This is a genomic window from Planctomonas psychrotolerans (genome assembly GCF_008642235.1).
Lineage (GTDB): Bacteria > Actinomycetota > Actinomycetes > Actinomycetales > Microbacteriaceae > Planctomonas > Planctomonas psychrotolerans.
This window is the reverse complement of the sequence record NZ_SJEV01000001.1, coordinates 1-25,901: the sequence shown is the minus strand read 5'-3', so window position 1 is coordinate 25,901 and position 25,901 is coordinate 1. Positions and strand designations below refer to the sequence as shown.

The 25,901-nt window shown below is 69.6% G+C and carries 16 protein-coding genes; 8 read left to right on the top strand and 8 right to left on the bottom strand.

Going from position 1 to position 25,901, the window contains the following annotated elements; translation table 11 throughout:
* Window positions 1-6: 6 nt before the first annotated feature.
* The 3 genes from EY822_RS00080 (at window position 7) to dxs (ending at window position 5,889) form a co-directional block, all read left to right on the top strand.
* Window positions 7-780 (top strand): DUF3159 domain-containing protein, encoded by a 774-nt coding sequence (locus tag EY822_RS00080; protein WP_150306403.1) that lies wholly within the window; start codon window positions 7-9, stop codon window positions 778-780.
* A gap of 160 nt (window positions 781-940) precedes the next feature.
* A complete protein-coding gene (locus tag EY822_RS00075; protein ID WP_150306402.1) occupies window positions 941-3,808 on the top strand; it encodes an aconitate hydratase in 2,868 nt (955 codons plus the stop codon).
* 125 nt (window positions 3,809-3,933) lie between these two features.
* Window positions 3,934-5,889, top strand: coding sequence for a 1-deoxy-D-xylulose-5-phosphate synthase (dxs, locus tag EY822_RS00070; protein ID WP_150306401.1), 1,956 nt, complete (start codon window positions 3,934-3,936; stop codon window positions 5,887-5,889).
* Here the strand turns inward: dxs and EY822_RS00065 are convergent.
* From EY822_RS00065 to EY822_RS00050, 4 genes are all read right to left on the bottom strand, one after another.
* On the bottom strand, window positions 5,886-6,422 hold the full coding sequence (locus EY822_RS00065; RefSeq protein WP_150306400.1) for a dihydrofolate reductase family protein: 537 nt from the start codon (window positions 6,420-6,422) through the stop codon (window positions 5,886-5,888). The genes dxs and EY822_RS00065 overlap by 4 nt on opposite strands.
* Window positions 6,423-6,531: 109 nt before the next feature.
* On the bottom strand, window positions 6,532-7,317 hold the full coding sequence (locus tag EY822_RS00060; RefSeq protein ID WP_150306399.1) for a nucleotidyltransferase domain-containing protein: 786 nt from the start codon (window positions 7,315-7,317) through the stop codon (window positions 6,532-6,534).
* Window positions 7,304-10,126, bottom strand: a complete 2,823-nt coding sequence (locus tag EY822_RS00055; RefSeq protein ID WP_150306398.1) for a family 78 glycoside hydrolase catalytic domain — start codon at window positions 10,124-10,126, stop codon at window positions 7,304-7,306. Before EY822_RS00055 ends, EY822_RS00060 begins: the two co-directional genes overlap by 14 nt.
* Window positions 10,127-10,178: 52 nt before the next feature.
* The gene (locus EY822_RS00050) at window positions 10,179-12,827 is read right to left on the bottom strand and encodes an alpha-L-rhamnosidase (protein ID WP_150306397.1); all 2,649 of its coding nucleotides are present in this window, start codon (window positions 12,825-12,827) and stop codon (window positions 10,179-10,181) included.
* A 222-nt stretch (window positions 12,828-13,049) separates the two neighbouring features.
* Here EY822_RS00050 and EY822_RS00045 point away from each other — a divergent pair, with 222 nt between their 5' ends.
* The 4 genes from EY822_RS00045 to EY822_RS00030 all read left to right on the top strand — a co-directional run bounded on the left by EY822_RS00045 (window position 13,050) and on the right by EY822_RS00030 (window position 19,010).
* Window positions 13,050-14,381: an ABC transporter substrate-binding protein gene (locus EY822_RS00045; protein ID WP_150306396.1), complete on the top strand. Its 1,332-nt coding sequence runs from the start codon at window positions 13,050-13,052 to the stop codon at window positions 14,379-14,381.
* 167 nt (window positions 14,382-14,548) lie between these two features.
* Window positions 14,549-15,490 carry a carbohydrate ABC transporter permease gene (locus EY822_RS00040; protein WP_150306395.1) on the top strand — a complete coding sequence of 314 codons (942 nt, stop codon included), beginning with the start codon at window positions 14,549-14,551 and terminating at the stop codon, window positions 15,488-15,490.
* The gene (locus tag EY822_RS00035; RefSeq protein WP_150306394.1) at window positions 15,487-16,320 is read left to right on the top strand and encodes a carbohydrate ABC transporter permease; all 834 of its coding nucleotides are present in this window, start codon (window positions 15,487-15,489) and stop codon (window positions 16,318-16,320) included. The genes EY822_RS00040 and EY822_RS00035 overlap by 4 nt, the downstream gene beginning before the upstream one ends.
* A complete protein-coding gene (locus EY822_RS00030; RefSeq protein ID WP_150306393.1) occupies window positions 16,317-19,010 on the top strand; it encodes a family 78 glycoside hydrolase catalytic domain in 2,694 nt (897 codons plus the stop codon). The genes EY822_RS00035 and EY822_RS00030 overlap by 4 nt, the downstream gene beginning before the upstream one ends.
* On the opposite strand, the gene EY822_RS00025 is transcribed toward EY822_RS00030, so the two are convergent.
* From EY822_RS00025 to EY822_RS00010, 4 genes are all read right to left on the bottom strand, one after another.
* Complete coding sequence (locus EY822_RS00025; protein WP_150306392.1) at window positions 19,007-21,136, bottom strand: 3-hydroxyacyl-CoA dehydrogenase NAD-binding domain-containing protein; 2,130 nt, start codon at window positions 21,134-21,136, stop codon at window positions 19,007-19,009. The genes EY822_RS00030 and EY822_RS00025 overlap by 4 nt on opposite strands.
* Window positions 21,133-22,347 carry a thiolase family protein gene (locus EY822_RS00020; RefSeq protein WP_150306391.1) on the bottom strand — a complete coding sequence of 405 codons (1,215 nt, stop codon included), beginning with the start codon at window positions 22,345-22,347 and terminating at the stop codon, window positions 21,133-21,135. The genes EY822_RS00025 and EY822_RS00020 overlap by 4 nt, the downstream gene beginning before the upstream one ends.
* Before the next feature lie 71 nt (window positions 22,348-22,418).
* Window positions 22,419-23,600, bottom strand: coding sequence for an HRDC domain-containing protein (locus EY822_RS00015; protein ID WP_227497292.1), 1,182 nt, complete (start codon window positions 23,598-23,600; stop codon window positions 22,419-22,421).
* A 67-nt stretch (window positions 23,601-23,667) separates the two neighbouring features.
* Window positions 23,668-24,264 carry a DUF3000 domain-containing protein gene (locus EY822_RS00010; RefSeq protein ID WP_150306389.1) on the bottom strand — a complete coding sequence of 199 codons (597 nt, stop codon included), beginning with the start codon at window positions 24,262-24,264 and terminating at the stop codon, window positions 23,668-23,670.
* 157 nt (window positions 24,265-24,421) lie between these two features.
* Here EY822_RS00010 and EY822_RS00005 point away from each other — a divergent pair, with 157 nt between their 5' ends.
* Window positions 24,422-25,645: an alpha/beta hydrolase family protein gene (locus EY822_RS00005; protein ID WP_227496891.1), complete on the top strand. Its 1,224-nt coding sequence runs from the start codon at window positions 24,422-24,424 to the stop codon at window positions 25,643-25,645.
* Window positions 25,646-25,901 lie beyond the last annotated feature (256 nt).

Sequence of the window (25,901 nt, the reverse complement as noted above, 5' to 3'; positions counted from 1 at the left end):
CCCGCCGTGTCGGGAAGCACCCCGCCGACAGGACGCGAACCCGACGCGGGCGGCGCCGCAGACCCGGACCGCGCGTCGAGGGACGCGCTCGCGAACGGGCTCGCCGACGCCGCCCGCCGTGCGGGATTCGGCACCGTGGCCGAGGGCGACCGGATCTCTCCCCGGGACGTGCTCGGCGCCATGGGCGGCGTGCGCGGCATCCTCGAGGCGGTGCTGCCCGGACTCGTCTTCATTCTCCTCTTCACCTTCACCCGGGACCTGCTCCCGTCGGTGATCGCGCCCGCCGTCGTCGGCGTCGTCTTCGTGGTGCTGCGGCTCGTTCAGCGATCACCGGCGACCCCGGCGATCGCCGGGCTGATCGGCATCGTGATCTCGGCGCTTCTCGCCCTCCGCACCGGCGAGGGCAAGGACTTCTTCGTTCTGGGTTTCTGGACCAACGGCGCCTACCTCACCGCCTTCCTCCTCTCGATTCTCGTGGGCTGGCCGCTCCTCGGCCTCGCGGTCGGTTTCCTGATGGGCGAGGGAACGGCATGGAAGCGCCACCGGCCCAAGTTCCGCGCCATGCGGATGCTGACCCTGATCTGGGCGGGGTTCTTCGGGCTCCGTCTCGCGGTGCAGATGCCCCTGTACTTCGCCGACAATGTGGAGGCCCTCGGCGTGACCCGGCTGGTGATGAGCACGCCGATGTACGGGGTGCTCCTCGTGCTCTCCTGGCTGTTCGTTCGCGCGGTGTACGCGAAGTATCCGGCCGACCGGACGGATTCCGCCGACGCGAGCTGATGCTAGAATTATCTCGATATCAAGATACTTAGGGATCGACGCCGACATGGGACGGTGCCGCGCTCGGGCGAAGCGTTAGCCTTGCTGGAGGGTGCATTCCCGGCGATCTCCCATCGACGGGCGAACTCACCCGCCGCATCCAACGAAGGAAGAGGGCATCGTGTCTGCAGTGAACAGTTTCGGCGCGAAGGACACCCTTCACGTCGGCTCGAACGACTACGAGATCTACCGTCTCGACGCCGTACCCGGGTATGAGGCGCTCCCGTTCAGCCTCAAGGTGCTGCTGGAGAACCTCCTGCGCACCGAGGACGGCGCGAACATCACCGAGTCGCACATCCGCGCCATCGGCAACTGGGTCCCCACGTCGGAGCCCGACACCGAGATCCAGTTCACCCCGGCCCGGGTGGTCATGCAGGACTTCACCGGAGTGCCCTGCATCGTCGACCTCGCCACCATGCGCGAGGCCGTCGCCGAGCTCGGCGGCGACCCCACCAGGATCAACCCGCTCGCCCCGGCCGAGCTCGTCATCGACCACTCCGTGATCGCCGACCTCTTCGGCTCCGAGAACGCGCTCGAGCGCAATGTGGAGATCGAGTACGAGCGCAACGGCGAGCGCTACCAGTTCCTCCGCTGGGGCCAGACGGCGTTCGAGGACTTCAAGGTCGTTCCGCCCGGAACCGGCATCGTGCACCAGGTGAACATCGAGTACCTCGCCCGGGTCACCATGACCCGCGAGGTGGACAGCGACGGCCAGCGCGTTCTGCAGGCCTACCCCGACACCTGCGTCGGCACCGACTCGCACACCACCATGGTGAACGGACTGGGTGTGCTCGGCTGGGGCGTCGGCGGCATCGAGGCCGAGGCCGCGATGCTCGGTCAGCCCGTCTCCATGCTCATCCCCAAGGTGGTCGGCTTCAAGCTCTCGGGCGAGATCCCCACCGGCGTCACCGCCACGGATGTGGTGCTCACCATCACGCAGATGCTCCGCCGGCACGGCGTGGTCGGCAAGTTCGTCGAGTTCTACGGATCCGGGGTCGCCTCGGTGCCGCTCGCGAACCGAGCCACCATCGGCAACATGAGCCCCGAGTTCGGTTCGACCGCCGCCATGTTCCCCATCGACGACGTGACGCTCGAGTACCTCCGGCTCACCGGTCGGAGCGCCGAGCAGGTCGCTCTGGTCGAGGCGTACGCCAAGACGCAGACGCTCTGGCACGACCCGGAGGCCGAGGCGAAGTACAGCGAATACCTCGAACTCGACCTCGGCACGGTCGTCCCGTCGATCGCCGGACCGAAGCGTCCGCAGGACCGCATCGAGCTCAGCGCCGCCAAGGTGCAGTTCGAGCAGGATCTGAACGACTACGCGGCCGCCGACCACGGCAAGCACAGCCGGGTGGACGAAGCGGTGGAGGGCACGTTCCCGGCATCGGACCCCATCGGGTTCACCGCGCAGGACGAGGACACCGCCCACGAGCAGACGCCGTCCGAGGCGAGCTTCTCGCACCAGTTCGCCGCCGACGAAGTGACACCGCATCCGCTGTCGAAGCCCACTTCGGTCACGCTCGACGACGGCCAGGAGTTCACCCTCGACCACGGCGCCGTGGCGATCGCCGCGATCACGTCGTGCACCAACACGTCGAACCCCTCGGTCATGCTCGCCGCCGGACTCCTCGCCCGCAACGCGAGCCAGAAGGGACTGAAGGCGAAGCCGTGGGTGAAGACCACCCTCGCGCCCGGATCGAAGGTCGTCACCGACTACTACGAGAAGGCCGGCCTCACCGCCTACCTCGAGGACCTGGGCTTCTACACGGTGGGCTACGGCTGCACCACCTGCATCGGCAACTCCGGTCCGATCATCGACGAGGTCTCGGCCGCGGTGCAGCAGAACGATCTCGCCGTCACTGCCGTGCTCTCCGGCAACCGCAACTTCGAGGGGCGCATCAACCCCGACGTGAAGATGAACTACCTCGCGAGCCCGCCGCTCGTCATCGCGTACGCCCTCGCCGGGTCGATGAACTTCGACTTCGAGAAGGACGCGCTCGGCGTCGGTTCCGACGGAACCGACGTCTACCTGAAGGACATCTGGCCCGACGCGGCCGAGGTGCAGCACACGATCGACACGTCGATCGACACCGCGATGTTCACCCACGAGTACGCGGGCGTGTTCGACGGCGACGAGCGCTGGCGTTCGCTGCCCACGCCGACCGGTGCCACCTTCGAGTGGGATGCGGAGTCGACCTACGTGCGGAAGCCCCCGTACTTCGACGGCATGACGCGGGAGACCTCGCCGGTCACCGACATCGCCGACGCCCGCGTGCTCGCCAAGCTGGGGGACTCGGTCACCACCGACCACATCAGCCCCGCCGGATCGATCAAGGCCGACAGCCCTGCCGGTGCGTACCTCGAGGAGCACGGCGTCGGCCGCAAGGACTACAACTCCTACGGGTCGCGCCGGGGCAACCACGAGGTGATGATCCGCGGAACCTTCGCCAACATCCGGCTGCGCAACCAGCTGCTCGAGGGCGTCGAGGGCGGCTACACCCGCGACTTCACGAAGCCGGATGCGCCGCAGTCGTTCATCTACGACGCCGCGCAGAACTACGAGGCCGCGGGCGTGCCGCTCGTGATCCTCGCCGGGAAGGAGTACGGCTCAGGGTCGTCGCGCGACTGGGCGGCGAAGGGCACCAGCCTCCTCGGCGTCCGCGCGGTGATCACCGAGAGCTTCGAGCGCATCCACCGCTCGAACCTGATCGGCATGGGCGTCGTCCCGCTCCAGTTCCCGGCGGGCGAGACCTGGGAGTCCCTCGGCCTCGACGGCACGGAGAGCGTGAGCATCACGGGTCTCGAGCAGCTGAACGAGGGCACCACGCCGAAGACCGTTCGGGTGGTCGCGAACCCGACCGAGCACTCGCCGGAGGGCAAGCAGCCGATCGAGTTCGACGCGGTCGTGCGCATCGACACCCCGGGCGAGGCGGACTACTACCGCAACGGCGGCATCCTGCAGTACGTGCTGCGCAGCCTCGTGGCGTAACGCTGCGGGAGGAACTCACGGAGGCCGGGGCTCGTGTCCCGGCCTCCGGCAGTTCCAAGAGTCGGTGCGTAGACTCGGGAAGTCTGTACCGGCCGGTGCGGGCTCGTGCGTGAAAGGCAACCTGCATGGCTCTACTGGGAACGATCTCCGGGCCCCGGGATCTCGACCGGCTCTCGCGGAGCCAGCTGGTCGAGCTCGCCGCCGAAGTACGCGCATTCCTCGTCGCACAGGTGTCCCGCACGGGAGGCCACCTCGGCCCGAACCTCGGGGTCGTCGAGACGACCATCGCCATCCACCGCGTATTCGATTCGCCCCGGGACGCCATCGTCTTCGACACCGGACACCAGTCGTACGTGCACAAGCTCCTGACCGGGCGGCAGGACTTCACCACCCTGCGCCAGACCGGTGGACTCGCCGGGTATCCGCAGCGCGCCGAGTCGGAGCACGACATCGTCGAGAGCTCCCATGCATCGAGTTCGCTCAGCTGGGCCGACGGCATCTCCCGCGCGTTCCAGATGACCGGCCAGGACGACAGGCACGTCATCGCCGTCGTCGGTGACGGTGCGCTCACGGGCGGCATGACGTGGGAGGCGCTCAACAACATCTCCGACGACAACAGCCGGCGCCTGATCATCGTCGTGAACGACAACGGACGCTCCTACGCCGCCACCATCGGCGGCATGGCCCGCTTCCTCAACACCGTGCGCACCCGGCGCTCGTACCGCGACCTCTACCTCAGCAGCCGCCGCGTGTTCGACCGCCTCGGCAAGCCGGGACAGGCCGTGTACCGCGGACTCCGCGGGGGCATGCACGGGTTCCTCAGCCGGTTCTCGAACAACGAGGCGCTCTACTCGAACCTCGACATCAAGTACATCGGGCCCGTGCACGGCCACGACCTCCATGCGATGGAGGAGGCACTTCGTCAGGCGAAGAACTACGGCGCGCCGGTGATCGTGCACGCGATCACCCAGAAGGGCCACGGCTACGAACCGGCGCGGCAGGACGTCGCCGACCAGTTCCACGCGGTGGGCCAGATCGACCCGGAGACCGGGGAGCCCGTCGACACGTCGAGCGCCCCGTCCTGGACGAGCGTGTTCGCCGACGAGATCGTCTCCCTCGCCGACGAGAACCCGAGGCTGATGGGCATCACGGCGGCCATGCTCCGACCGGTCGGCCTGCACAAGTTCGCCGACAAGTATCCCGACCGCGTGCTCGACGTCGGCATCGCCGAGCAGCACGCCGTGACCTCGGCCGCGGGACTCGCCTTCGGCGGCATGCATCCCGTCGTCGCCGTGTACGCCACCTTCATCAACCGCGCGTTCGACCAGGTGCTCATGGACGTCGCGCTGCACCGCGCCGGTGTCACGTTCGTGCTCGACCGCGCAGGTGTCACCGGACCCGACGGTCCGAGCCACCACGGCATGTGGGACCTCGCCATCCTGCAGGTCGTGCCGAACATCCGGTTGAGCGCCCCGCGAGACGCCACGCGGCTCCGCGAGGAACTGGGCGAGGCGGTTCAGGTGGAGGACGCGCCCACCGTCGTGCGGTTCTCGAAGGGGAACGTGGGACTCGAGATCGAGGCGGTCCGCCGTCACGACGACGGGGTCGACGTTCTCGTCGAGGGGGATCGGCGCGACGTGCTGATCGTGACCGTCGGCCCGATGGCGACCACCGGGTTGCGGGTGGCCGAGGCCCTCGCGGCCCAGGGCATCGGTGCCACGGTCGTCGACCCGCGCTGGGTCGTCCCGGTTCCCGAGAGCGTCATCCGCGAGGCCGCCGAGCACCGTCTGGTCGTCACGATCGAGGACGGCATCCGGGTCGGCGGCATCGGCACGCGCATCCGTCAGGACCTGCGTCGCGCGGGCGTGGACACCGCCGTGACCGAACTGGGGCTGCCCGCCGAGTTCCTCGACCAGGGATCGCGCGACGACATCCTCGAGCAGGTGCGGTTGACGCCCCAGCACATCGCGCGCGACGTCGTGGCGCAGGTGCTGGGGAGCAAGATCCCCGTCGCCCGTCCTCGCGCCGCGTCGGAGAACGAGCGGGTTCTGAGCGCCTCGGGTGACGGGGCGGGCGACTAGCTCCCGAGGGCGTACCGCAGCTCAATGCACCCGCTGGGGAACGGAGTCGATCCCTCGAGGCGGGCCCGACGCGGGCCGGAGGTCACCGGGAGCAGCCGTTTCCCCTCACCGAGGAACACGGGCACGACCGTCACCAGGACCTCATCGAGCAGACCGGCGTCGGCGAACTGCGCCGCGACCGAGCCCCCGCCCACCACCCACACGTTCCGATCGCCCGCGGCGGCCGTGGCTCGCGCGTGCGCCTCGGCCACCGGCAGCGGTCCGATCTCGATGCGGGCGCCCTCGATGCCGGGAAGGTCGCGGGTCGTCAGCACCCAGGTCGGCACGGAGCCGTACGACCAGGAGGAGGGGCCCTCGCCGAGGATGTACTCGTAGGTGGCCGAGCCCATCACGATCGCGCCGACGCCGGCGAGGAACGCGTCGAAGTGAGCGGTGAACTCGTCGAAGCCGAAGTCGAGCAACCAGTCGATGCCGTCGTCGTTGTCGGCGATGAAGCCGTCGACGGTCGAGGCGACGTAGTACTGCGTGGACATGGCGACACGGTAGACCGCCTCCCCATGCCACGGCAAGCGGATCGTGATTCGCGGCACGTGATCCGGGAGCCCGGACACCCGGGGGTCGGCTCCGTCGGACGCGTCCGGGTCAGGAATACTCCGGCGGCGGGGTGCGATAGCGCCACGCCAGCTCGGAGTCGAGGACGAATCTCGACAGGGTGCTCTCGGCCGGTACCGGCCAGTCGCGGAAGCCCTCCAGCAGATCGAGCAGGGCCGCGCCCGACTCGATCGTCGGTCGTGACACCACGTCCCGAAGGGCGGCCTCCACTCCCGGCGGCTTCACCGGGAGCGAGGACACGGCCGCGTCCAGATACTTCGGCCCCTGGTACAGCACCCGGTTGTGGGCGAGGAGCGCGCGGCCGACCGCGAGCACGAGGTGCACGGCGGCGTTCGCCGTGAGGAGGACGTCACCGCGCTCGATGCCCTGCCGCAGGAAGTACCCGCCGTGCAGCCGGGCCTGCGCCACGAAGGAGCCCGCTCGGCGGTCCCAGATCTCGTCGGGAAGGCTCGCAATCAGGGCCAGGCGGGCGTCGAGGTCGTCGATCCTGCTGAAGGCGATGCGCGACGCGGCGAAGCTGTCGCGCACCGGGTCGTCGCCGCGCTCCGCGGCGTCGTCGAGATAGGACAGCGTCGCCAGCTTGATGTCGAAGTAGCCGTGCTCGTATCCGGCGCCCTCGCGCTCCACGTACATAAGTCGATGCGCCTCGAACGCGGAGTCCCAGCGCTCCTCGGTGACGACGAGGTACAGGTCGACGTCCGAGTCGGCGCGCTCCGTGCCGCGAGCCACCGAGCCGGTGATCACCACGGCGAGCACGTCGGGGTCCCGGGCGACGCGCTCGACGTAACGGGCTATCGCCTCCTCATGCTGCCGCATCCGCCGCTCGTTCCGCGTTGAGCCGCTCGAAGCGGGTCTCGATGAGATCGCGGGCGGTCCCCGAGGCGTGCCGGCCGAGCATCTCTCCGACGCTACGACCCGGCAGCCACACGGTGTGCGCGCGCACGTCCTTCACGATCGCCGGGGCGGCCTCGGTCAGCGATTCGATCACGATGGCGTAGGCCGCGGGGTCGTCGATGACCTGCGCGAGCGAGGAGTCGAGCCCGAGGGGCGCGTACGTCTCGTCTGCACGGGGTGCATCGACGGTGAAGGCGTGCTCGCCCGAGCCGACGGTGAGCTCCGTTCCGTCGGGCAGCGACACCTCCGCCGACGAGTTGGGCGGTACGGTCGCCGACACGACGATGCGGGATCCGTCCCGTCGCCACGCCACGCGAGCCGGGCCGTAGGGGGTCCGGTGCTCCGCACTGGCGGAGTCGAAGCCGGCGATCGGTGTGGGCGCAATGCGGATCACGCGGTACCCCGGTTCGGCCGGGGCGAGCCCCGCCACGACCCGGTGCAACCAGTCCGCGATCGCACCGAGGGCGTAGTGGTTGAAGGAGGTCATCTGGCCGGGGTTGATGGTGCCGTCGGGCAGCATCGAGTCCCAGCGCTCCCACACCGTGGTCGCGCCCATCGTCACCGGGTACAACCAGGACGGATTCTCCGTCTGCAGCAGCAGACGGGTGGCGGTGTCGAGGTGACCCGTCCGCGTGAGCGCGTCCTGGATGATGGGCGTGCCCACGAAGCCGGTGCGGATGCGGTAGCCGTGCTCGCGCACCAGATCGGCGAGCCGCCGACCGAGTGCCTCGTGCTGCTCCGTCGGGGCGATGTCGAACATGATGGCCATCGCATACCCGGTCTGCGCGTCGGACATCATCCGGCCCGCCGGCGTCACGTACTCCGCCAGGAAAGCGGCGCGCACCGTCTCCGCGATGTCGCGGTACGTCGTCTCCTCCTCCGTGCGGCCGAGGAGGGCCGCAATGCGCGCGGTGAGATCGGCCGAGCGGAAGAGGTACGCCGTGGCGACGATGTCGGCATGCGTCGCGGCTTCGGCGGGATGCTCGGGCGGCGCGGTCGGGTCGAGCCAGTCGCCGAACTGGAAGTCGCCCTCCCACAGCGAGTTGTCGCCGGCGAGCCGGACCAGGAGGTCGACCCACGCCCGCATGCTGTCGAACTGCTCGGTCAGCACCGCGCGATCGGCGAAGCGCTCGTGCAGGACCCATGGCACGACCGCGGCGGCGTCGCCCCAGGCCGCCGCGGGACGAGCCGGACCGAGCACGTTCGGCACGGTGAAGGGCACCACACCGTCGGAGTTCTTCTGATCGAGCCACAGGTCCCGCAGCCACGAGGCGAGGAATCCGCGGGTGTCGTAGAGGAACGCCGACGTCGGCGCGAACACCTGGATGTCACCGGTCCAGCCGAGACGTTCATCGCGCTGCGGGCAGTCGGTGGGCAGGGAGAGGAAGTTGCCCCGCAATCCCCAGACCACGTTCTCGTGCAGGCGGTTCACCAGTTCGTGGGAACTGTCGAACCACCCCGTCCGCTCCATGTCGCTGTGGACCACGACCGCGGTGATGTCGGCGGGATCGAGCTCGCCGGGCCATCCGTCGATCTCGGCGTAGCGGAAGCCGTGGAACGTGAATTCCGGTTCCCACACCTCCGGACCCGCGCCTTCCGCACCGGCGCCTTCCGCACCGGCGAGGGTGTAGCTGTCGGTCGCGGCGGCGCGGCGGAGCGGGCGCGTGCCGAGTTCCCCGTGCTCCAGCACCTCGGCGTGCCTCAGCGTGACGGTGCTGCCTGCCTCGCCGCGCACCCGGATGCGCAGCCAGCCCACCAGGTTCTGACCGAAGTCGAGCACCGTCGCCCCGGCGGGGGTGCGGATCACCTCCTGCACCGCCAGCTCCTCGATGCGACGCACCGCGGGGGAGCGGCGCGGCTCGGGCACGACCGCCGTCTCGGCTACGGCCGCGGCGGCCCACCCGCTGTCATCGAACCCGGCGCGGTCGAACCCGGCCTGCTCGAGGCGGGCGTCGTAGTGCTCGCCCTGGTAGATGCCGCTGGCGGTCACCGGTCCGGGGGCGGCGCGCCACCCGTCCCCGGTGACGACCTCCGCCACCCGCCCGTCGGCGTACTCGATGACCAGCTGCGCCGCCACGGTCGGCTGTTCGGCGTAGAAGGTGCGCTGGTGGCCGCGGAAGCCGTACACCTCGGTGGCCCACGCCCCGGCGAGCCGGATCGCCAGTGCGTTGGTGCCCTGGGTCAGGAGCGCGGTCACGTCGGTCGTCTCGTGCACGGTGCGGTACTGGTAGACGGTCCAGCCCGGCTTCAGCACCTGGTCGTCGACGTCGGACCCGTTGAGAGCAGCCTGGTACGAGCCGAGCGCGGTGGCGTACAGAGTGGCGCTCGCCACTGGGCCGTCGATCGTGAACTCGGACCGCAGCAGCGCCGGCTGCGCGTAGACCTCCGGCGAGGCGAGACCGATCGGCGCCGCGTGCCAGCCGTCGGCGGGGAGGAAACCACCGCGCACCTCGAGGGGAGCGCTCCAGTCGCCGACGCCCCCGTCGGCTCCGGTGACGCGCACCCGCACGCTCGCGCGCTCGCGCGGGGCGAGCGGCGCGAACGGCCAGTCCACCAGCACCGACTCGGCGCCGTCGAGGGTCACCGGTTCGCCGCCGTCGCGTTGCACCTCCGCGGAGGCCTGCAGCCAGTCCGGCGTATCGGTCTCGGTCGTCCAGCTGAGCGGTGGCGTGGCGGTGGGGACGAAGTCGTCCCCACTCGGGCGTTCGGCGGTGAGAATGGTCGTGATCATGTCGGCGGATGCTCGCTTTCTTCGATGCGGATCGGAACGGTCGTCGAGGAACTCAGGCTGCGGTCGACACGACCGCAGGCCGGGCGATCGAGATCGTGTGCCGGCCGTGGCCGAGTTCGGTCACCCCGCCGCTTCCGTTCACGCTGAGCTCCGAATCCTCGCCCACGGGCAGGTCGAGGGTCGCGGTCGCGCCGTACGGCACGTCGAGCTCGGCGGTGAAGTCGCCGTCGTCCCCGAGTCGCCAGTCGATCGACAGGGTGCCGAGCGCGGTGTCGATCGTGGCCGCCGCGGCGGTGAGCGAGTCCGCCGGGCGCGGGGCGACGAGGACCCGGCGGTAACCGGGTGCATCGGGATCGGGCGCGAGGCCCGCCACGGTGCGGTAGACCCAGTCGATCATGGCGCCGTAGGCGTAGTGATTGAACGACAGCATCCCGCCCCCGCCGCCCGTGTCCATCTCGCCGCCGTGGATCGACCCGTCCGTCTTGATCGCATCCCAGCGTTCCCACACGGTCGTCGCCCCGCGGTCCACCTGGTAGAGCCAACTCGGCGCCTCCCGGCGCAGCAGCATCAGGTACGCCTCGGCGAGGTGGCCGGACTCCGACAGGGCGAAGAGCACGAGCGGGGTGCCGAGGAAACCGGTGGCGATGCGGCCGCGCTCGCGGCGCACGTCGGCCGCCAGCCCGTCGGCGATCGCTGCGCGTCGGTCGGTCGGGGCGATGCCGAACTGCAGGGCCAGTGCGGCGCCGGTCTGCGTGGTCACGGCATCGGTTCCCCAGCGTTCCCAGGTCGCGGCCGCGACCCGGTCGGCGAGCGCGTCGTACTCGGCGGCGGCGTCCGCGTCGCCGACCAGCCGTTCGGCACGGGCGAGCAGACGGGTGGAGTGCACGTAGAACGCGTTCGCCACGTAGTCGGAATCGACCTTCGCCTCCCACGGCCGGTCGCCGGGGGCATCGGGGTCGAGCCAGTCGCCGTACTGGAACGGCTCGTGCGGCAGCACCACATCGCTCCCCGCGCGTCGGCGCAGGTGCTCGACCCACCGCCGCATGCTGCGGAGCTGCTGCACGAGCACCTCGTCGCTGCCGTAGGACTCGTACACGGCGAACGGGACGATGGTCGCCGCGTCGGCCCAGCCGGCACGGCCGAGGGGATCGGCGTCCGGGCTGCCCATGGTCAGGTCCTCGAAGCGGATGATGTCGGGCACGATCGACGCGACGCCGCCCTCGTCGGTCTGGTCGATCTCGAGGTCGAGCAGCCAGGAGCGCCAGAACGTGTGGGAGTCGAAGAGGGTGGATGCCGTCGCGGCGAACGCCTGAGCGTCACCGGTCCAGCCGAGCCGCTCGTCGCGCTGCGGACAGTCGGTGGGCAGCGACACGAAGTTGTCGCGCTGGGACCATTGCACGTTGCTGTGGAACCGGTCGAGGGCCTCGTGCGAACTGCGGAAGGTGGACCTCGGGGGAGTGTCGGAGCTGATGGCCACCGCCGTCGCCGACACCACCTCGGCGCCGGTCACCTCGGCGTAGCGGAAGCCGTGGAAGGTGAACCGCGGCTCGAGCGTCACCTCATCGTCGGAGGCGAGGATGTACGTGTCGGTGGCCTTCGCGGTACGCAGTGCCGCGGTGAAGAGGTCGCCCGCGCCGTCCAGGATCTCGGCGTGACGCACCGTGACGGTGTCGCCGGCCCGGCCGCGCACGGTCAGACGCACCCACCCCGACACGTTCTGGCCCGCGTCCAGCTGCGTCGCGGTCGGCCGAGCCGTCTCGGTCATCGGGAGTTCCGCCACGGTCCGCACGGGCGGCGCGAACCGGGGGGCGAGCCGGCCGAGGTCGAACTCGATGGTGCCGACGGGGGACCAGCCGGAGTCGTCGAAGCCGACGGTGCTGACCGTGCCGGCGTCGGGGAGGCGAAGGTCGGCCGCGGTGCCGTCGTAGATGCTCGCCGCCCGGACGACACCGGTCCCGCCGCGCCACCCGTCGTCGGTGACCGTCACCGGAGCGCCGTCGACCTCCACTTGCACGAGGGCGCCGAGACGATCGCCGTAGATGCCGGTGCGGCCCTTGAAACCGAACCGCCCGCGGTACCAGCCGTCCGCCACGACCGCGGCGACGGCGTTGTCACCGGCGACGAGCAGAGCCGTCACATCGAAGGTGGAGACGAGCACGCGCTCCTGGTACGAGGTCCAGCCTGGCGCGAGGTGCTCATCCCCGACGCGGGTTCCATTGATCCACAGCTCCCCGATGCCGAGGAAGGTCGCGTAGGCACGGGCCCGCTCCGGTGCGTCGTCGAGCGTGAACTCGTGACGGAGCAGCTGCGCCGGTCCCTCCGCGGGCGTGTCGATACCGACGACGGCGGCCGTCCAGTCGGACGGGGAGAGGCCCGCCTCCACGACCACGGGGTCGCTCCAGTTCGACCAGCCCGCCTCCGTGGCGACACGCACGGCGTAGGTGCGGGACTGCCGTGCGCCGAGGGGAGCGCCCGGCGCGGGAATCCCGATCGAGTCGGTGGACGACACAGCCGCCTCCACCCGGTCGTCGACGCGGAGCTGGTATCCGATCGAGGGCGCGGCACCCGCGTCCGCGTCGACCCGCCAGCTGAGCCGAACACCGTCGGCGGGCACGCCGAGCATCCCGGATTCGTACTGGGTGGACAGGCGCACTCGGCGGAGTCGCGTGTCGAAGGTGTCGTCCGCGGGCAGAAGGGTCACGTCGTTGTTCCTCACCGGCGGCGTCGGTGCCGCACCGTTCGATCATGAAACGATTCACCGCCGGTGTCAAACGACGTCCGGGTTCCGCGGGAACGGTGTCGATAACGAATGAAAACCGAGCGACTCGGATCGATTGACACACGAGCGAACCGGCGTATACGATAACCGCGATGTTGAATCGTTCCAATCGATTCGATTGAGCCCTTTACGAGGAGGTAAAGAATGCTTTTCCGCACCCGAGCCCTGCGCACAGCAACCGCTATCGCCGGCACAGCAATGATCGTCACCCTCACCGCGTGTTCCAGCGGGGGAGGAAGTGGTGGTGGTGGTGGTGGCGCCGACGGCGCCGTCGAGATCGAATGGCTCGTGCAGAACGGTGGATCGACGCCCGCCATGGCCGAGGCCATGATCGCGGCCTTCGAGGCCGAGAACGATGACATCACCGTCACGATGCAGACGCAGCCCGGAGGAACCGAGGGCGACAACCTCATGAAGACGAAGCTCGCCACCGGCGAGATGTCGGACCTCTTCCACTACAACTCGGGATCGCTGTTCCAGGCGTTGAACCCCAACACGACGCTCGTCGACCTCTCCGACCAGCCCTGGGTCGACGACCTGACGGAGGACTTCGTCACCGTCGTGAGTACCGATGAGGGCATCTACGGAGCCCCGATCGGTTCGTCGTTCGCCGGTGCCGTCATCTACAACAAGCCCATCTACGAGGAGCTCGGGCTCGAGGTCCCGACCACATGGGACGAGTTCATGGCCAACAACGAGGCCATCGCGGCCGCGGGTACGGCCGCCCCCATCATCCAGACTTACGGCGACACCTGGACGAGCCAGCTGTTCGTGCTGGGTGACTACGCCAACGTGAACACCGCCGACCCCGACTGGGCCGTGGAGTACACGGCGGGCAATCGCAAGTACGCCGAGGAGCCCGCCATCGCGGGATTCCAGCACCAGCAGGACGCCTTCGACGCCGGGTTCTTCAACGAGGACTACGCGTCGGCGCTGTACGACGACGGTATCCGGATGATCGCTACCGGAGAGGGTGCCCACTACCCGATCCTCACCAACGCGCTCGCCACCATCCAGCAGAACTACCCGGACAACGCCAACGACGTGGGCGTCTTCGCCCTCCCCGCCGACGATGCGGCGAACACCAGCATCACCATCTGGCAGCCGAACGCGGTCTACATCCCGCAGACGACCGAGGGCGAGAAGCTCGAGGCCGCCAAGGAGTTCGTCGCCTTCATGACCTCGCCCGCCGGGTGCGAGGTGCAGAACGAGACGCTCGTTCCCTCCGGTCCCTACGTCACCTCGGCGTGCAGCGTCCCGGACGACGTGCCCGACCTGATCGGCGAGCTGCAGACCTACTTCGACGAGGAGAAGACCGCTCCGGCGCTCGAGTTCCTCTCGCCGATCAAGGGACCCAACCTCGAGAACATCACCGTGCAGGTCGGCTCCGGCATCAGCACGGCCGAGGAGGGTGCGGCTCTGTACGACGAGGACGTGAAGAAGCAGGCGCAGCAGCTCGGGCTCGAAGGCTGGTGAGCCGAGGCGCCGACTGAGGTCGGATCCTCACCGGGCCGGCGGTGACCACCCACCGCCGGCCCCGTCCCGGTGCCGGAGCATGCCGGTTCCCGGGTGCCGAACCCGTTCCATCATCCCCGAGCTTGTCCATCCCGAGCCGTTCCATCCCCGAGCCCAGAGGAGTGACGATGACGTCAACCACGACCGCTGCGGTGCCCCCGGTCGCCGTGACCGGTGACCCGGCGCGCACGCCGAAGAAGCGGGGCAAAGGCGGAATCGCCAGCGCCTACCCCACCTGGTTCTACCTTCCCGCCGCCGCCCTGTACATCGTGTTCTTCGCGGTGCCGACGTTCGCGTCGTTCTACTTCTCCCTGACCCGGTGGTCGCTGTTCGACATCGAGTTCATCGGCTTCGCCAACTTCGTGCAGTTCTTCTCCGAGGCGCAGCTTCTGCAGGGGTTCCTGAACACGTTCGCCTACGGATTCATGACGAGCGCTCTGAAGGTGATCCTCGGCCTCGCGCTCGCGCTGCTGCTCACCTCGCAGATCATCGCGCGGGGATACCTGCGGTCGGTCGTGTTCTTCCCCGTGCTGGTCTCGACCATCGGCATCGGCATCACCTTCAAGGTGCTCCTCGACCCGTTCGGCGGCCTCGTGAACGAGTCGCTCGCGGCGATCGGCATCACCGGCCCCGGCTGGCTGACCGACCCCCAGTGGGCGCTGTTCTCGGTGGCGTTGATCGACGTCTGGAAGGGCGTCGGGATCGCGTGCCTCATCTACATCGCGGGCATCGTCGCCATCCCCACCGAGTACTTCGAGGCCGCCAAGGTGGACGGGGCGAGCGCCTGGAAGAGCTTCCGCAGCATCACGCTGCCCCTCGTGCGCCCGGCGACGGCCACCGTCGTCATCCTGTCGCTCATCGGCGGGTTGCGCTCGTTCGAATTGATCTGGGCCACGACCCGGGGCGGGCCCGGCTTCACCAGTGACGTGATCGCGTCGGTGATCTACAAGCAGTACCAGGCGGGCTTCTACGGCCTCTCCACCGCGGGCAACGTCGTGCTGTTCCTCGTCGTGACCGCCATCATGATCCCGATCTCTTTCCTCCTCAACCGGAAGCAGGTCGACGCATGAAAGCCACCCGGGTGCGCGCCACCGTCGTCGGCACGGTGGCGGTCCTGCTCTCCATCGTCGTCTTCCTCGTGCCGTTCGCGTTCATCTTCCTCACGGCGTCGAAGACCGCCGCGGAGTCGTCCTCCCTGGCCTTCAGCTGGCCGCAGGAGTGGGCGTTCTGGGACAACCTCGTCGCCGTGCTGAGCGTGCGCGACGGCATCGTGATCCGGGCGTTCGTCAACTCGACCATCCTCACCGTCGGCAGCATCGCCCTCATGGTCGTGTTCGCCGCGATGGTCGGGTACGTGCTCCAGCGCAAGACGACCAGGTGGAACCCCGTGGTCAACTTCTTCGTTCTGGCGGGTCTGATCGTGCCGCCGGCCGTGGTGCCCACCATCTGGGTGCTGCAGGGCCTCGAGCTGTTCAAGACGATCCCCGGAATGATCCTGATCAACGCGACGTTCGGTCTGTCGTTCTGCATCCTGCTGTTCCGGGCCTTCGTGTCCACCATTCCCCGCGAGCTCGACGAGGCGGCGATCATCGACGGCGCTGGGTCGCTCCGGTTGTTCTTCCGCGTCGTACTGCCGTTGCTGAAGCCCGTCGTGATCACGGTCATCGTCGTGCAGGCGGTGGCGGTGTTCAACGACTTCACCGGTCCGCTCTACTTCCTGCCCGGCGACGAGAACGCCACCGTGCAGCTCACGCTGTACAACTTCCAGAGTCAGACGCTGAGCCAGTGGAACCTCCTGTTCATGGACATCCTCCTGATCACGATCCCGCCGCTCGTGATGTACATCTTCTTCAACCGGCAGATCGTCGCCGGGATGACGAGCGGAGCGGTCAAGGGGTGACCCGGGGGGCGCACGAGAGCGCGCGCGTCGTCGACGTCCGGTTCGAGCACTCCCGGGCCGCGCTCGGCATCGGCCAGGCCCGTCCGCGGGTGTCCTGGCGGGTGACCGGTGCTGCCGCGGGCTGGGCTCCGGTCGCCTACGAGCTCTCCGCGACGAATCCGGTGACCGGTGCCGCCGAGTCCACCGGTCGCATCGAGTCACCGGACAGCGTGCTCGTTCCCTGGCCTTTCGCGCCGCTCGCGTCCCGGGAGCGGCGGAACGTGCGAGTGCGGGTGTGGGGACGGGCGGGCGGACCCCGTTCCGCACCCGCCTCGACGAACGACCCGACGCCGTGGAGCGACCCGGCGGCCGTCGAGACGGGCCTCCTCGACGCCTCCGACTGGAGCGCGCTTCCGATAGCACCGCTCGCCGACTCGGGTTCCGGAGGGCCGGCGGCCCTGGTGCGACGCGAGTTCCTCCTGGGCGCGCCCGTGCGTTCCGCTCGGCTGCACCTGACCGCGCAGGGGATGGTCGTGCTCACGATCAACGGCTCGAGGATCAGCGAGGAACGATTCGCTCCCGGCTGGACCAGCTACGCGCACCGGCTGCGGGTGCGCACCCACGACGTCACCGCGCTGGTCCGGGAGGGGCCGAACGCGGTGCAGGCCACCCTCGCGGACGGGTGGTTCCGCGGCCGGCTGGGGTGGGAGGGCGGCATCCGCAATGTGTACGGGAACCGGACCACGCTCCTCGCGCAGCTCGAGGTGGAACTCGTGGACGGGTCCACCGTCGTGATCGGCACCGACGGTACATGGCACAGCGCCCGGTCGGCGATCGTGTCGACAGGGATCTACGACGGCGAGCATCGCGACGAGCGCCTCGTGCTCGCAGGCTCGGAGCGGCCCGGCTTCGACGATTCCGTCTGGTCGGGCGTCGACCCGCGCGAGATCGACCCCGCGGTGCTCGTCGCCGCGGACGGACCGCCCGTCCTGCCGACCCGGGTGCTCGACCCGGCAGCCGAGGAGTGGCGCACTCCGACCCGCCTGCGGGTCGACCTGGGCCAGAACATCGTCGGGGTGCTGCGCGTCGCGGTGACCGGCCCGTCGGGCGCCACCGTCACCCTGCGGCACGCCGAAGTGCTCGAGTGCGACGAGCTCGGGGTGCGCCCGCTTCGGGACGCCGCAGCCACCGACTCGCTCACCCTCGCCGGGGGCGGTGCCGTCTGGCAGCCCGAGTTCACCTTCCACGGCTTCCGGTACGCGGAGCTGACCCTGTCGACCCCCGACATCACGATAGACCGGGTCGAGGGGGTCGTGCTGCACAGCGACATGGAACGCACCGGGGACTTCACCTGCTCGGATCCGGAGATCACCCGGCTGTTCGAGAACGTCGTCTGGGGCATGCGCGGGAACTTCGTCGACGTTCCCACCGACTGCCCCCAGCGCGATGAGCGGCTCGGGTGGACCGGTGACCTCACGGTGTTCGCGCCCGCCGCGACGGGCATCTACGACTGCGCCGGCGTGCTCATCTCCTGGCTCGCCGACCTCGCGGCCGAGCAGTTCGACGATCCCGACGGCATCCCCCCACTGGTGGTGCCCAACATCCTCGCGGACCGCATGGCCAACGCGGTCTGGGGCGACGCCACGGTGGCCGTGCCGTGGGCGCTCTACGAGCGCTACGGCGACCTCGCGGTGCTGGAGCGGGCGTGGCCGAGCATGTCGGCGTGGGTCGACGCCGTGCGCCGCCGGGTCGGTGACCGACTCGTCTGGGACGCCGAGTTCCAGCTGGGTGACTGGCTCGATCCCTCGGCTCCGCCGGACAACGCCGCCGCGGGGCGAACGGACGGCGGGCTCGTCGCGACGGCGTGGTTCGCGCACTCGAGTCGTCTGGTCGCCCGCACGGCCGACCTCCTCGGGCGGACCGACGACGCCCGGGACTACGAGGAGCTGTCGCGACGGGTCCGCGTGGCGTTCGCGGACGAGTACTGCGCGCCGTCCGGGCGTCTCTCGAGCGACTCCCAGACCGCGTACGCGCTCGCGATCGTATTCGACCTGTACCCGGATGCGCGGAGTCGCCAGCGGGGCGCCGACCGGCTCGCCGAACTCGTCCACCTGCAGCGCTACCGGATCGGCACCGGGTTCGCGGGCACCCCCGTGATCGCCGACGCCCTCACCCTCGGCGGGCATGCCGGCCTCGCTCATCGGATGCTCGCGGAACGCGAGTGCCCGTCATTCCTCTATCCCGTGACCATGGGCGCGACGACGGTGTGGGAGCGCTGGGACTCGATGCTTCCCGACGGCTCGATCAACCCGGGCGCCATGACCTCGTTCAATCACTACGCGCTCGGCGCCGTCTCCGACTGGATGCAGCGCACGGTCGCCGGTCTCGCCCCGGCGGCGCCCGGTTATCGCCGCCTGCGCATCGCCCCCGTACCCGGGGGAACCCTGGAGTGGGCGACGGCGCGCATCCGGACGCCGTACGGGCCGGCATCGTCGACGTGGCGTCGGACCGGGAATGCGTTCGTGCTGGAGACGGACGTGCCGCCCGGGGCGACCGCCGAGGTCCTGCTCCCGGACGGCTCCCGTCACGAGGCGGAATCCGGGCGTTCCACGTACCGCTGGACCTCAGACATCCCGTGGCCGCCGGTCGACCCCACCCCGGCGGCCATGGGCGCCCTCGGTCTGGCGATACAGGCGCCCCCGCAGCGCTAGCTCACGCCGCGGATGGGCGGAGTGTGGAAGGTGCCGCCGAACGCTCGCTCGCTCGCCCCCACGCGGTCGAGGTAGGGGGTGAGCCCACCCATCTGGAACGGATATCCGGCGCCGAGGACGAGGCAGAGGTCGATGTCCTCGGCGGCGTGCACCACGTCGTCCTCGAGCATCCGGTGCACTTCGTCGGCGAGACCCAGCTCGACCCGACGACGAAGCTGTTCACCCGTCATCGGGCTGGTGCCGCCCTGCACGATCCGGCGGGCGGCCGGGTCGAAGCCCTTCACCGCCCCCTTGGCGTTCCGCTCGTAGATGTGCCCGAGGTCCGCCAGCGCGTGCAGGTTCTCGCTCGCGAAGAACCGGTCGGGGAAGGCCGCGGAATGCGTGTCGAGTACGTGCGCCCCGACCTTGAGTCCAACCAGTTCGAGCAGTTCGAAGGGCGACATCGGCATGCCGAATGCGTCGAGCGCCGAGTCGACCACCTCGAACGGGGTTCCGGTGTCGACCGCGTGCATGGTCTCGCCGAGGATCTTCGCGAGGATGCGATTGACCACGAAGCCGGGGGTGTCCCGGGTGATCACCGCGGTCTTCTTCAGCTTCGCGGCCACGCTCATCGCGGTGCTGAGAGCCACGTCGGTGGTGGCGGGTGCCCGCACCACCTCGACCAGGGGCATCACGGCCACCGGGTTGAAGAAGTGGAAGCCCACCACGCGTTCGGGATGCTCCAGCTTCTCGGCGATCCGCTCCACCGACAGCGACGACGTGTTGGTGGCGAGGATAGCGGTGTCGGACACGTGGCGCTCGACCTCGGCGAACACGTCCTGCTTCACCCCGAGCTCCTCGAACACCGCCTCGATCACCCAGTCCGCGTCGGCGAAATCGGCCATGTCGGTGGTTCCGGTGACGAGGGCGGCGAGCCGGTTCGACTCGTCCGGAGAGATCCGGCCCTTCGTCGCCAGCGCGTCGATCTCGCCGCGGATGCGGGCGACACCGGCGTCGACGCGGGCCTGATCGAGGTCCGTGATCACCACGGGCACCTGCAACCGCCGGGCGAAGAGCAGGGCGAACTGGCTGGCCATGAGCCCGGCGCCGATCACGCCGACCTTCGTGATCGGTTGGGCGAGCGCCCGGTCGGGTGCCCCCGCCGGGCGCTTCGCCCGCTTCTGCACCAGGTTGAACGCGTAGATGGACGCCCGGAACTGATCGCCCGAGATGAGGTCGGCGAGGGCCTCGTCCTCGGCCGCGAACCCCTCGGCCCGTGTCGTGTTCTTCGCCGCCTTGATGAGGTCGAGCGCCCGATACGGGGCGTGGGCGACCGTGCCGATCTTCGATTCGAGGGAGCGCCGGGCGATGCCCACGGCGATGTCCCATTTGGCGATCCGTTCGAGCTTGCCCGGGGCATTCGGTCGCTTCACCTCGATGGCGCCGCTCAGCACCCGGTCGGCCCAGGCGATCGAGTGCTCGAGGAAGTTCGCCGGGCCGAACATGGCGTCGGCGATCCCCAGCTCGAGCACCTCCGGCGCCTTCAGGGTGCGGTTGTTCTTCAGCGGGTTCTCGATGATCACCTTGAGGGCGTTCTCGATGCCGATGAGGTTCGGCAGGAGCCAGGATCCGCCCCAGCCGGGGATGATGCCGAGGAACACCTCGGGCAGTCCGAGCGCCGGGATGCTGCTGTCGACCGTGCGATACGTGGAGTTGAGGGCGATCTCCGTGCCACCCCCGAGGGCCAGCCCGTTGATGAAGGTGAAGGACGGCACTCCGAGTTCCGCCAGTGCGCCGAGGGTGCGGTGCCCGAGCATGGCCATCTGCCGGCCGACCTCTCGACTCGGGATCTCGCTGACCTTGCTCAGGTCCGCGCCGGCGGCGAGGATGAACGGCTTACCCGTGATGGCGACTCCCGCGATCTCGCCGCGGCCGGCGCGGGAGGCGAGTCGATCGAGCACCGAACCGAGCTCCAGGAGGGTCGCCGGGCCGAGGGTGTTCGGCCGGGTGTGATCGCGACCGTTGTCGAGGGTGATCAGGGAGAGCACTCGGCCGCCCGACAGCGGGATGTCCCGTACGAAGGAGTGAGTGACGACCTCGTCCGGGTCGAGGGCGACGAGCTGCTCGAAGGTGGTCGTGGCGGTCATCGTCCGTTCCTCTTCCTCTTTTTGCCGTCGAAGTGCGGGTTCTCCCAGATCACGCTGCCGCCCTGACCGAGGCCGATGCACATGGCGGTGAGGCCGTACCGCACCTCGGGATGCTCCTCGAACTGGCGCGCCAGTTGGTTCATCAGTCGCACACCGGATGAGGCGAGGGGGTGCCCGAACGCGATCGCGCCGCCGTACTCGTTGACGCGGGGATCGTCGTCGTCGATGCCGAAGTGATCGAGGAGGGACAGGACCTGGACGGCGAACGCCTCGTTCAGTTCGAAGAGCCCGATGTCGTCGATCGACAGCCCGGCCTTGCGCAGGGCCTTCTCGGTCGACGGCACCGGGCCGATACCCATGATCTCCGGTTCGACGCCGGCGAAGGCGAAGCTCACCAGGGTCATCTTCGTGCGCAGCCCCAGCTCCTTGGCGGCGTCGGCACTGGCGAGAAGCGCGGCGGTCGCGCCGTCGTTAAGGCCGGACGAGTTGCCGGCGGTCACCCGGCCGTGCGGGCGGAACGGGGTGCGGAGGCCGGCGAGTCCCTCCATGGTGGTCTCGGGGCGGGGTCCCTCGTCGGTGGTGGCGAGGCCCCAGCCGGACTCGCTCCGAACGGCCACGGGGATGAGGTCCCGCTGGATCCTGCCCGTCGCGTATGCCGCGGCGACCTTCTGCTGGCTGCGCATGGCGAACCGGTCCGCGCGTTCCCGGGTGAGGGCGGGGAAGCGGTCGTGGATGCGCTCCGCGGTCTTGCCCATGTTGAGCGCGTCCTCACTGACGAGCCGTTCGGCGAGGAACCTCGGGTTCGGGTCGGCGCCGAAGCCCATCGGGTGCCGGCCCATGTGCTCGACACCGCCCGCGATGGCGACGTCGTACGCACCGAAAGCGATGCCCCCGGCGGTCGCCGTGACGCTCGTCATCGCCCCCGCGCACATGCGGTCGATGGCGAAGCCGGGCACCGACTGCGGGAGACCCGCGAGCATGGCCGCGGTTCGGCCGAGAGTAAGGCCCTGGTCGCCCTGCTGGGTGGTCGCCGCGATGGCGACCTCGTCGACCCGCTCCTTCGGGAGGGAGGGGTTGCGTTCCAGCAGTCCGATCATCGCCTTGACGACGAGGTCGTCCGCTCGGGTCTGCCAGTACATTCCCTTTTCGCCGGCACGTCCGAACGGGGTGCGAACCCCGTCGACGAACACGACTTCAGCTCTTTCGGCCACTGTGCCTCCTCGGTCAAGTCGACACCGATCCTAGGGAGAGCCCCGGAGCGTTCTGAATCCTTTGACTGTTCCTACGACGCCGGTTCCGGCGCCGGAACGGGTTCTTGGCGGGCTTCGACAAAGGCATCGGCGATCAGCTGTGCTGTTCGCTCAATTTGCCACGGTCGCGCCGACCATTCGGCCAATGCTGCGCCGATGGTGTCCGCCGAGATGTCGTCGGGCGGGGTCCACGCGATCCGACGGAGTGTGTCGGGGGTCAGCAGGTTCTCCAGGGGGATCTCGATCTCCTCGGACACCGTGGCAAGCGCCGTGCGCGCGCGCTTCAGTCTGCGGTCGGCCTCCGGGTTCTTGTCCGCCCACGCCTTCGGCGGGGGCATGGACTCGCCGGTGCCCCGGAACTGCGGAAGCTCGCTGGTGGTCAGCCCTCGCTCCACGGCACTCCACCAGCGATCGATCTCCGTGCGGCTCGCCCGCCCGGTGAACTCCCGCATGTTGGCGAGATCGCGCTTCGACGCGGGCAGCGCGCGCACGACGTGCAGCAGCGACGCGTCGGGCAATAGGCGACCCGGCGCCGTGTCGACCTCCTGCGCGAAGTCGTCCCGGGCCAGCCAGAGTTCGCGGGCGACGGCGAGGTTGCGGGCACCGCGCACGGAGTGGATGCCGGACAGCCGGCGCCATGGGTCGGCGCGCACGAGCTTGGCCTCCCGAGTGAGGGTGGCGTCGAACTCCTGCTGCGCGATCTCGGTCTTGCCCGACTCCTCGAGTCGGCGCACCATCACGTCGCGGAGATCCGGGAGCAACTCCACGTCGAGCGCCGCGTAGACGAGCCACGACTGGGGCAGCGGCCGCGTGGACCAGTCCGCCGCCGAGTGCTCCTTGGCCAGGTGGATGCCGAGGAGCTCCTCCACCACCGTGCCGAGCCCGGCGCGGGGGAGACCGAGCAACCGCGCGGCGAGTTCGGTGTCGAACAGCACCGCCGGGTCGAGTCCGACCTCGCGCAGGCAGGCGAGGTCCTGACTCGCGGCGTGCAGCACCCATTCCTCGGCGCCGATGGCGTCGTTGAGCTCGGTGAACGACCCGATCGCGGGCGGGTCGAACAGGAAGGTGCCCGCGTCGCGGCGGTACACCTGAATGAGGTAGGCACGTTGGGAATAACGGAAACCGGAGGCGCGCTCGGCGTCGATCGCGATGGGGCCGGTCCCGTTCGCGATGCGCGTGACCGCCTCGAGGTAGTCCGCTCGCGTATCGAGCACGACAACGGCGTCGTGCTCGGGGCGAGTGGACGTGGCGGCCGGGGCGACCGGCCGGTCGTGGCGCGTCTCAGTCACGCGCGGCTCGTCGGGCTGATAGCGAACTCACTCCCTCGCCGACCGGCGGAAGCCCGGCCAGCATGCACAGTAATTCTCCCCAGCCTTCCACATGCGCGGTGACATCGGAGTTCCTCGGCGTCCAGGACGCCCGTAGCTCTATCTTGGCCCCACTGCCCTGGCTGGCGAGCTCGCCGAAGCCCGTCGAGAGGATCTTCGTCGCGGTCCCGGACGCGGCCGTGTACTCGGCGCCGCGGGAGTTCAGGCCGTCGACGAGCCACGACCAGGCGACTTCGGCGAGGAACGGGTCGATGCCGATGTCGGTCTCGAGCGGGGCCTGCGCGAAGCAGACGACCCGGAAGCTGCCACCCCACGCCTCCGGCTCGCTCTCGTCATGCAGGAGGATGAACCGTCCGGTGCCGAGGTCCGAATCGCTGCCGTGTCGCGCGGGCGAGACGTCAGCGGCCAGTGCGACCGCGTTCGGCGCGAGACTGCCCGGCGCGGTGATCTCGTGCACCACGAGTTCCGGACGGGTCTCCGCCCGGCGCAGGGCCTCGAGCGCGGCGGCGAACTCCGGCGGCAACCGCGTATCATCCCGGGACTCAGGCACAGGATGAGACTAGAGTTCTTGAGGAATTCGGGGGCGTAGGCTCGCCGTTCGGCCGGAACGGTGTAAGAGCCTTCCGGAAGCGGGGACCGGTGTCGTCTCGGCGCATCGGACGGTCCGGGCACGGGCCGGATCGCACAGTCCAGGAGAGGGAGGGCGCGTGGCACGACGAACCGGTCGCCCGGTGTCGCGACGGAGGACATCGCGCTCGCCGCTCGCAGCGTCGGCGGGCGCGCTCCTTCCCGCCGGACTGTTCGTGGGGAGTCTCGGACTGGCCCTCGCCCTGTCCGCCGGTAGCGTCGCCACCGCTTTCGCCCGGGGCATCGTCACACCGGTGCGACGTCGGCATGAGAGCATCCGCGTGCTCGGTGTGAACACCGCGGGCGACCGGATCACCCTCCGCCCGCATCCCGATGCGCTGCTGCCCGGCAATTACAGCTTCTGGTTCGCGCAGGGCGGCGGGCACACCCGCGTGGGGGAGATCACCGGGCGCAGCGAGACGACCGTGACGCGCGAGCTGATCGCCACCGACTTCGGCGATATCCGGAGCGCCCGGACCGGACGCTTCGCCGGGTGGTTCTACCTCGGACCCCGGGAACTCGGGTTCCCCTACGACAATGTGACGGTCGCCACCCCCGTGGGGCGCGCGCCGGCGTGGCTCATCCCCGCCGAGCGGTCGACCGATCGGTGGGTGATCCACGTGCACGGTCGCGCCACCCGTCGACCCGAGGCCCTTCGGGGCGTTCCGGTGTTCCGGGAGGCCGGCTTCACATCGCTGCTCATCTCCTATCGGAACGACGAGGAGGCGCCGCCCAGCGGCGACGGGCGGTACGCCCTCGGCGACACCGAGTGGGCCGACATCGACGCCGCGATCGACTTCGCGGTGGCGGGAGGCGCGAAGTCCGTCGTGCTGATGGGCTGGTCGATGGGCGGTGCGGTGGCCCTGCAGGCGGCCCTCCGGTCCACGCACGGATCAGTGATCCGCGCCGTCGCGCTGGACTCTCCCGTGGTCGACTGGGTCGACACGTTGAACTATCAGGGCGACGCCCGCCGGCTCCCGCGGCCGGTCAAGCGCGGTGCGATCGGCATCCTGGGCAGCCGGTGGAGTCGGCTGCTCACCGGACTCTCGGTACCGGTCGACTTCGCGCGGCTGAACGTGCTCGAGCGTGCCCAGGAACTCCGGGTCCCGATCCTTCTGCTGCACAGCGACGATGACGGCTTCGTGCCGTCGAGTGGCTCGCGCGAACTCGCTGCGGCCCGCCCCGACCTCGTGACGTTCGTGCCGTTCGAGACGGCGCGGCACACGAAACTGTGGAACTACGACCGGGACCGCTGGAACGGAGCCATCGCGGAATGGCTGCACTCCCTCGGTCTCACCTCCTGAGACGACGCCCGCGCGCTCGATGGGGCGCACCGAAACACGGACAAGCGGGTCCCGGCGATGCCGGGACCCGCTTGTCGCGTTTCGTCGCTGAGCGTTACTGGACGGTGGTGACGGTGAAGTCGTCCCAGCTGACGGTGAGGGGGAGGCTGGTCATGCCGGATCCGATGTAGGAGCTGATTCCGGTGTGGCCGGCGGTCTGGAGGCCGGTGGTGCTGTCGGTGGTTTCGACCTGCCAGGTGGTGGGCTCGGTGGTGCC

Excerpts from the sequence above, each read along its gene's own strand:
- EY822_RS00025 (WP_150306392.1), bottom strand. The coding sequence starts at position 21,136 with ATGACCGCCACGACCACCTTCGAGCAGCTCGTCGCCCTCGACCCGGAC.
- dxs (WP_150306401.1), top strand. The coding sequence starts at position 3,934 with ATGGCTCTACTGGGAACGATCTCCGGGCCCCGGGATCTCGACCGGCTC.
- EY822_RS00035 (WP_150306394.1), top strand. The coding sequence starts at position 15,487 with ATGAAAGCCACCCGGGTGCGCGCCACCGTCGTCGGCACGGTGGCGGTC.
- EY822_RS00045 (WP_150306396.1), top strand. The coding sequence starts at position 13,050 with ATGCTTTTCCGCACCCGAGCCCTGCGCACAGCAACCGCTATCGCCGGC.
- EY822_RS00040 (WP_150306395.1), top strand. The coding sequence starts at position 14,549 with ATGACGTCAACCACGACCGCTGCGGTGCCCCCGGTCGCCGTGACCGGT.
- EY822_RS00055 (WP_150306398.1), bottom strand. The coding sequence starts at position 10,126 with ATGATCACGACCATTCTCACCGCCGAACGCCCGAGTGGGGACGACTTC.
- EY822_RS00060 (WP_150306399.1), bottom strand. The coding sequence starts at position 7,317 with ATGCGGCAGCATGAGGAGGCGATAGCCCGTTACGTCGAGCGCGTCGCC.
- EY822_RS00065 (WP_150306400.1), bottom strand. The coding sequence starts at position 6,422 with ATGTCCACGCAGTACTACGTCGCCTCGACCGTCGACGGCTTCATCGCC.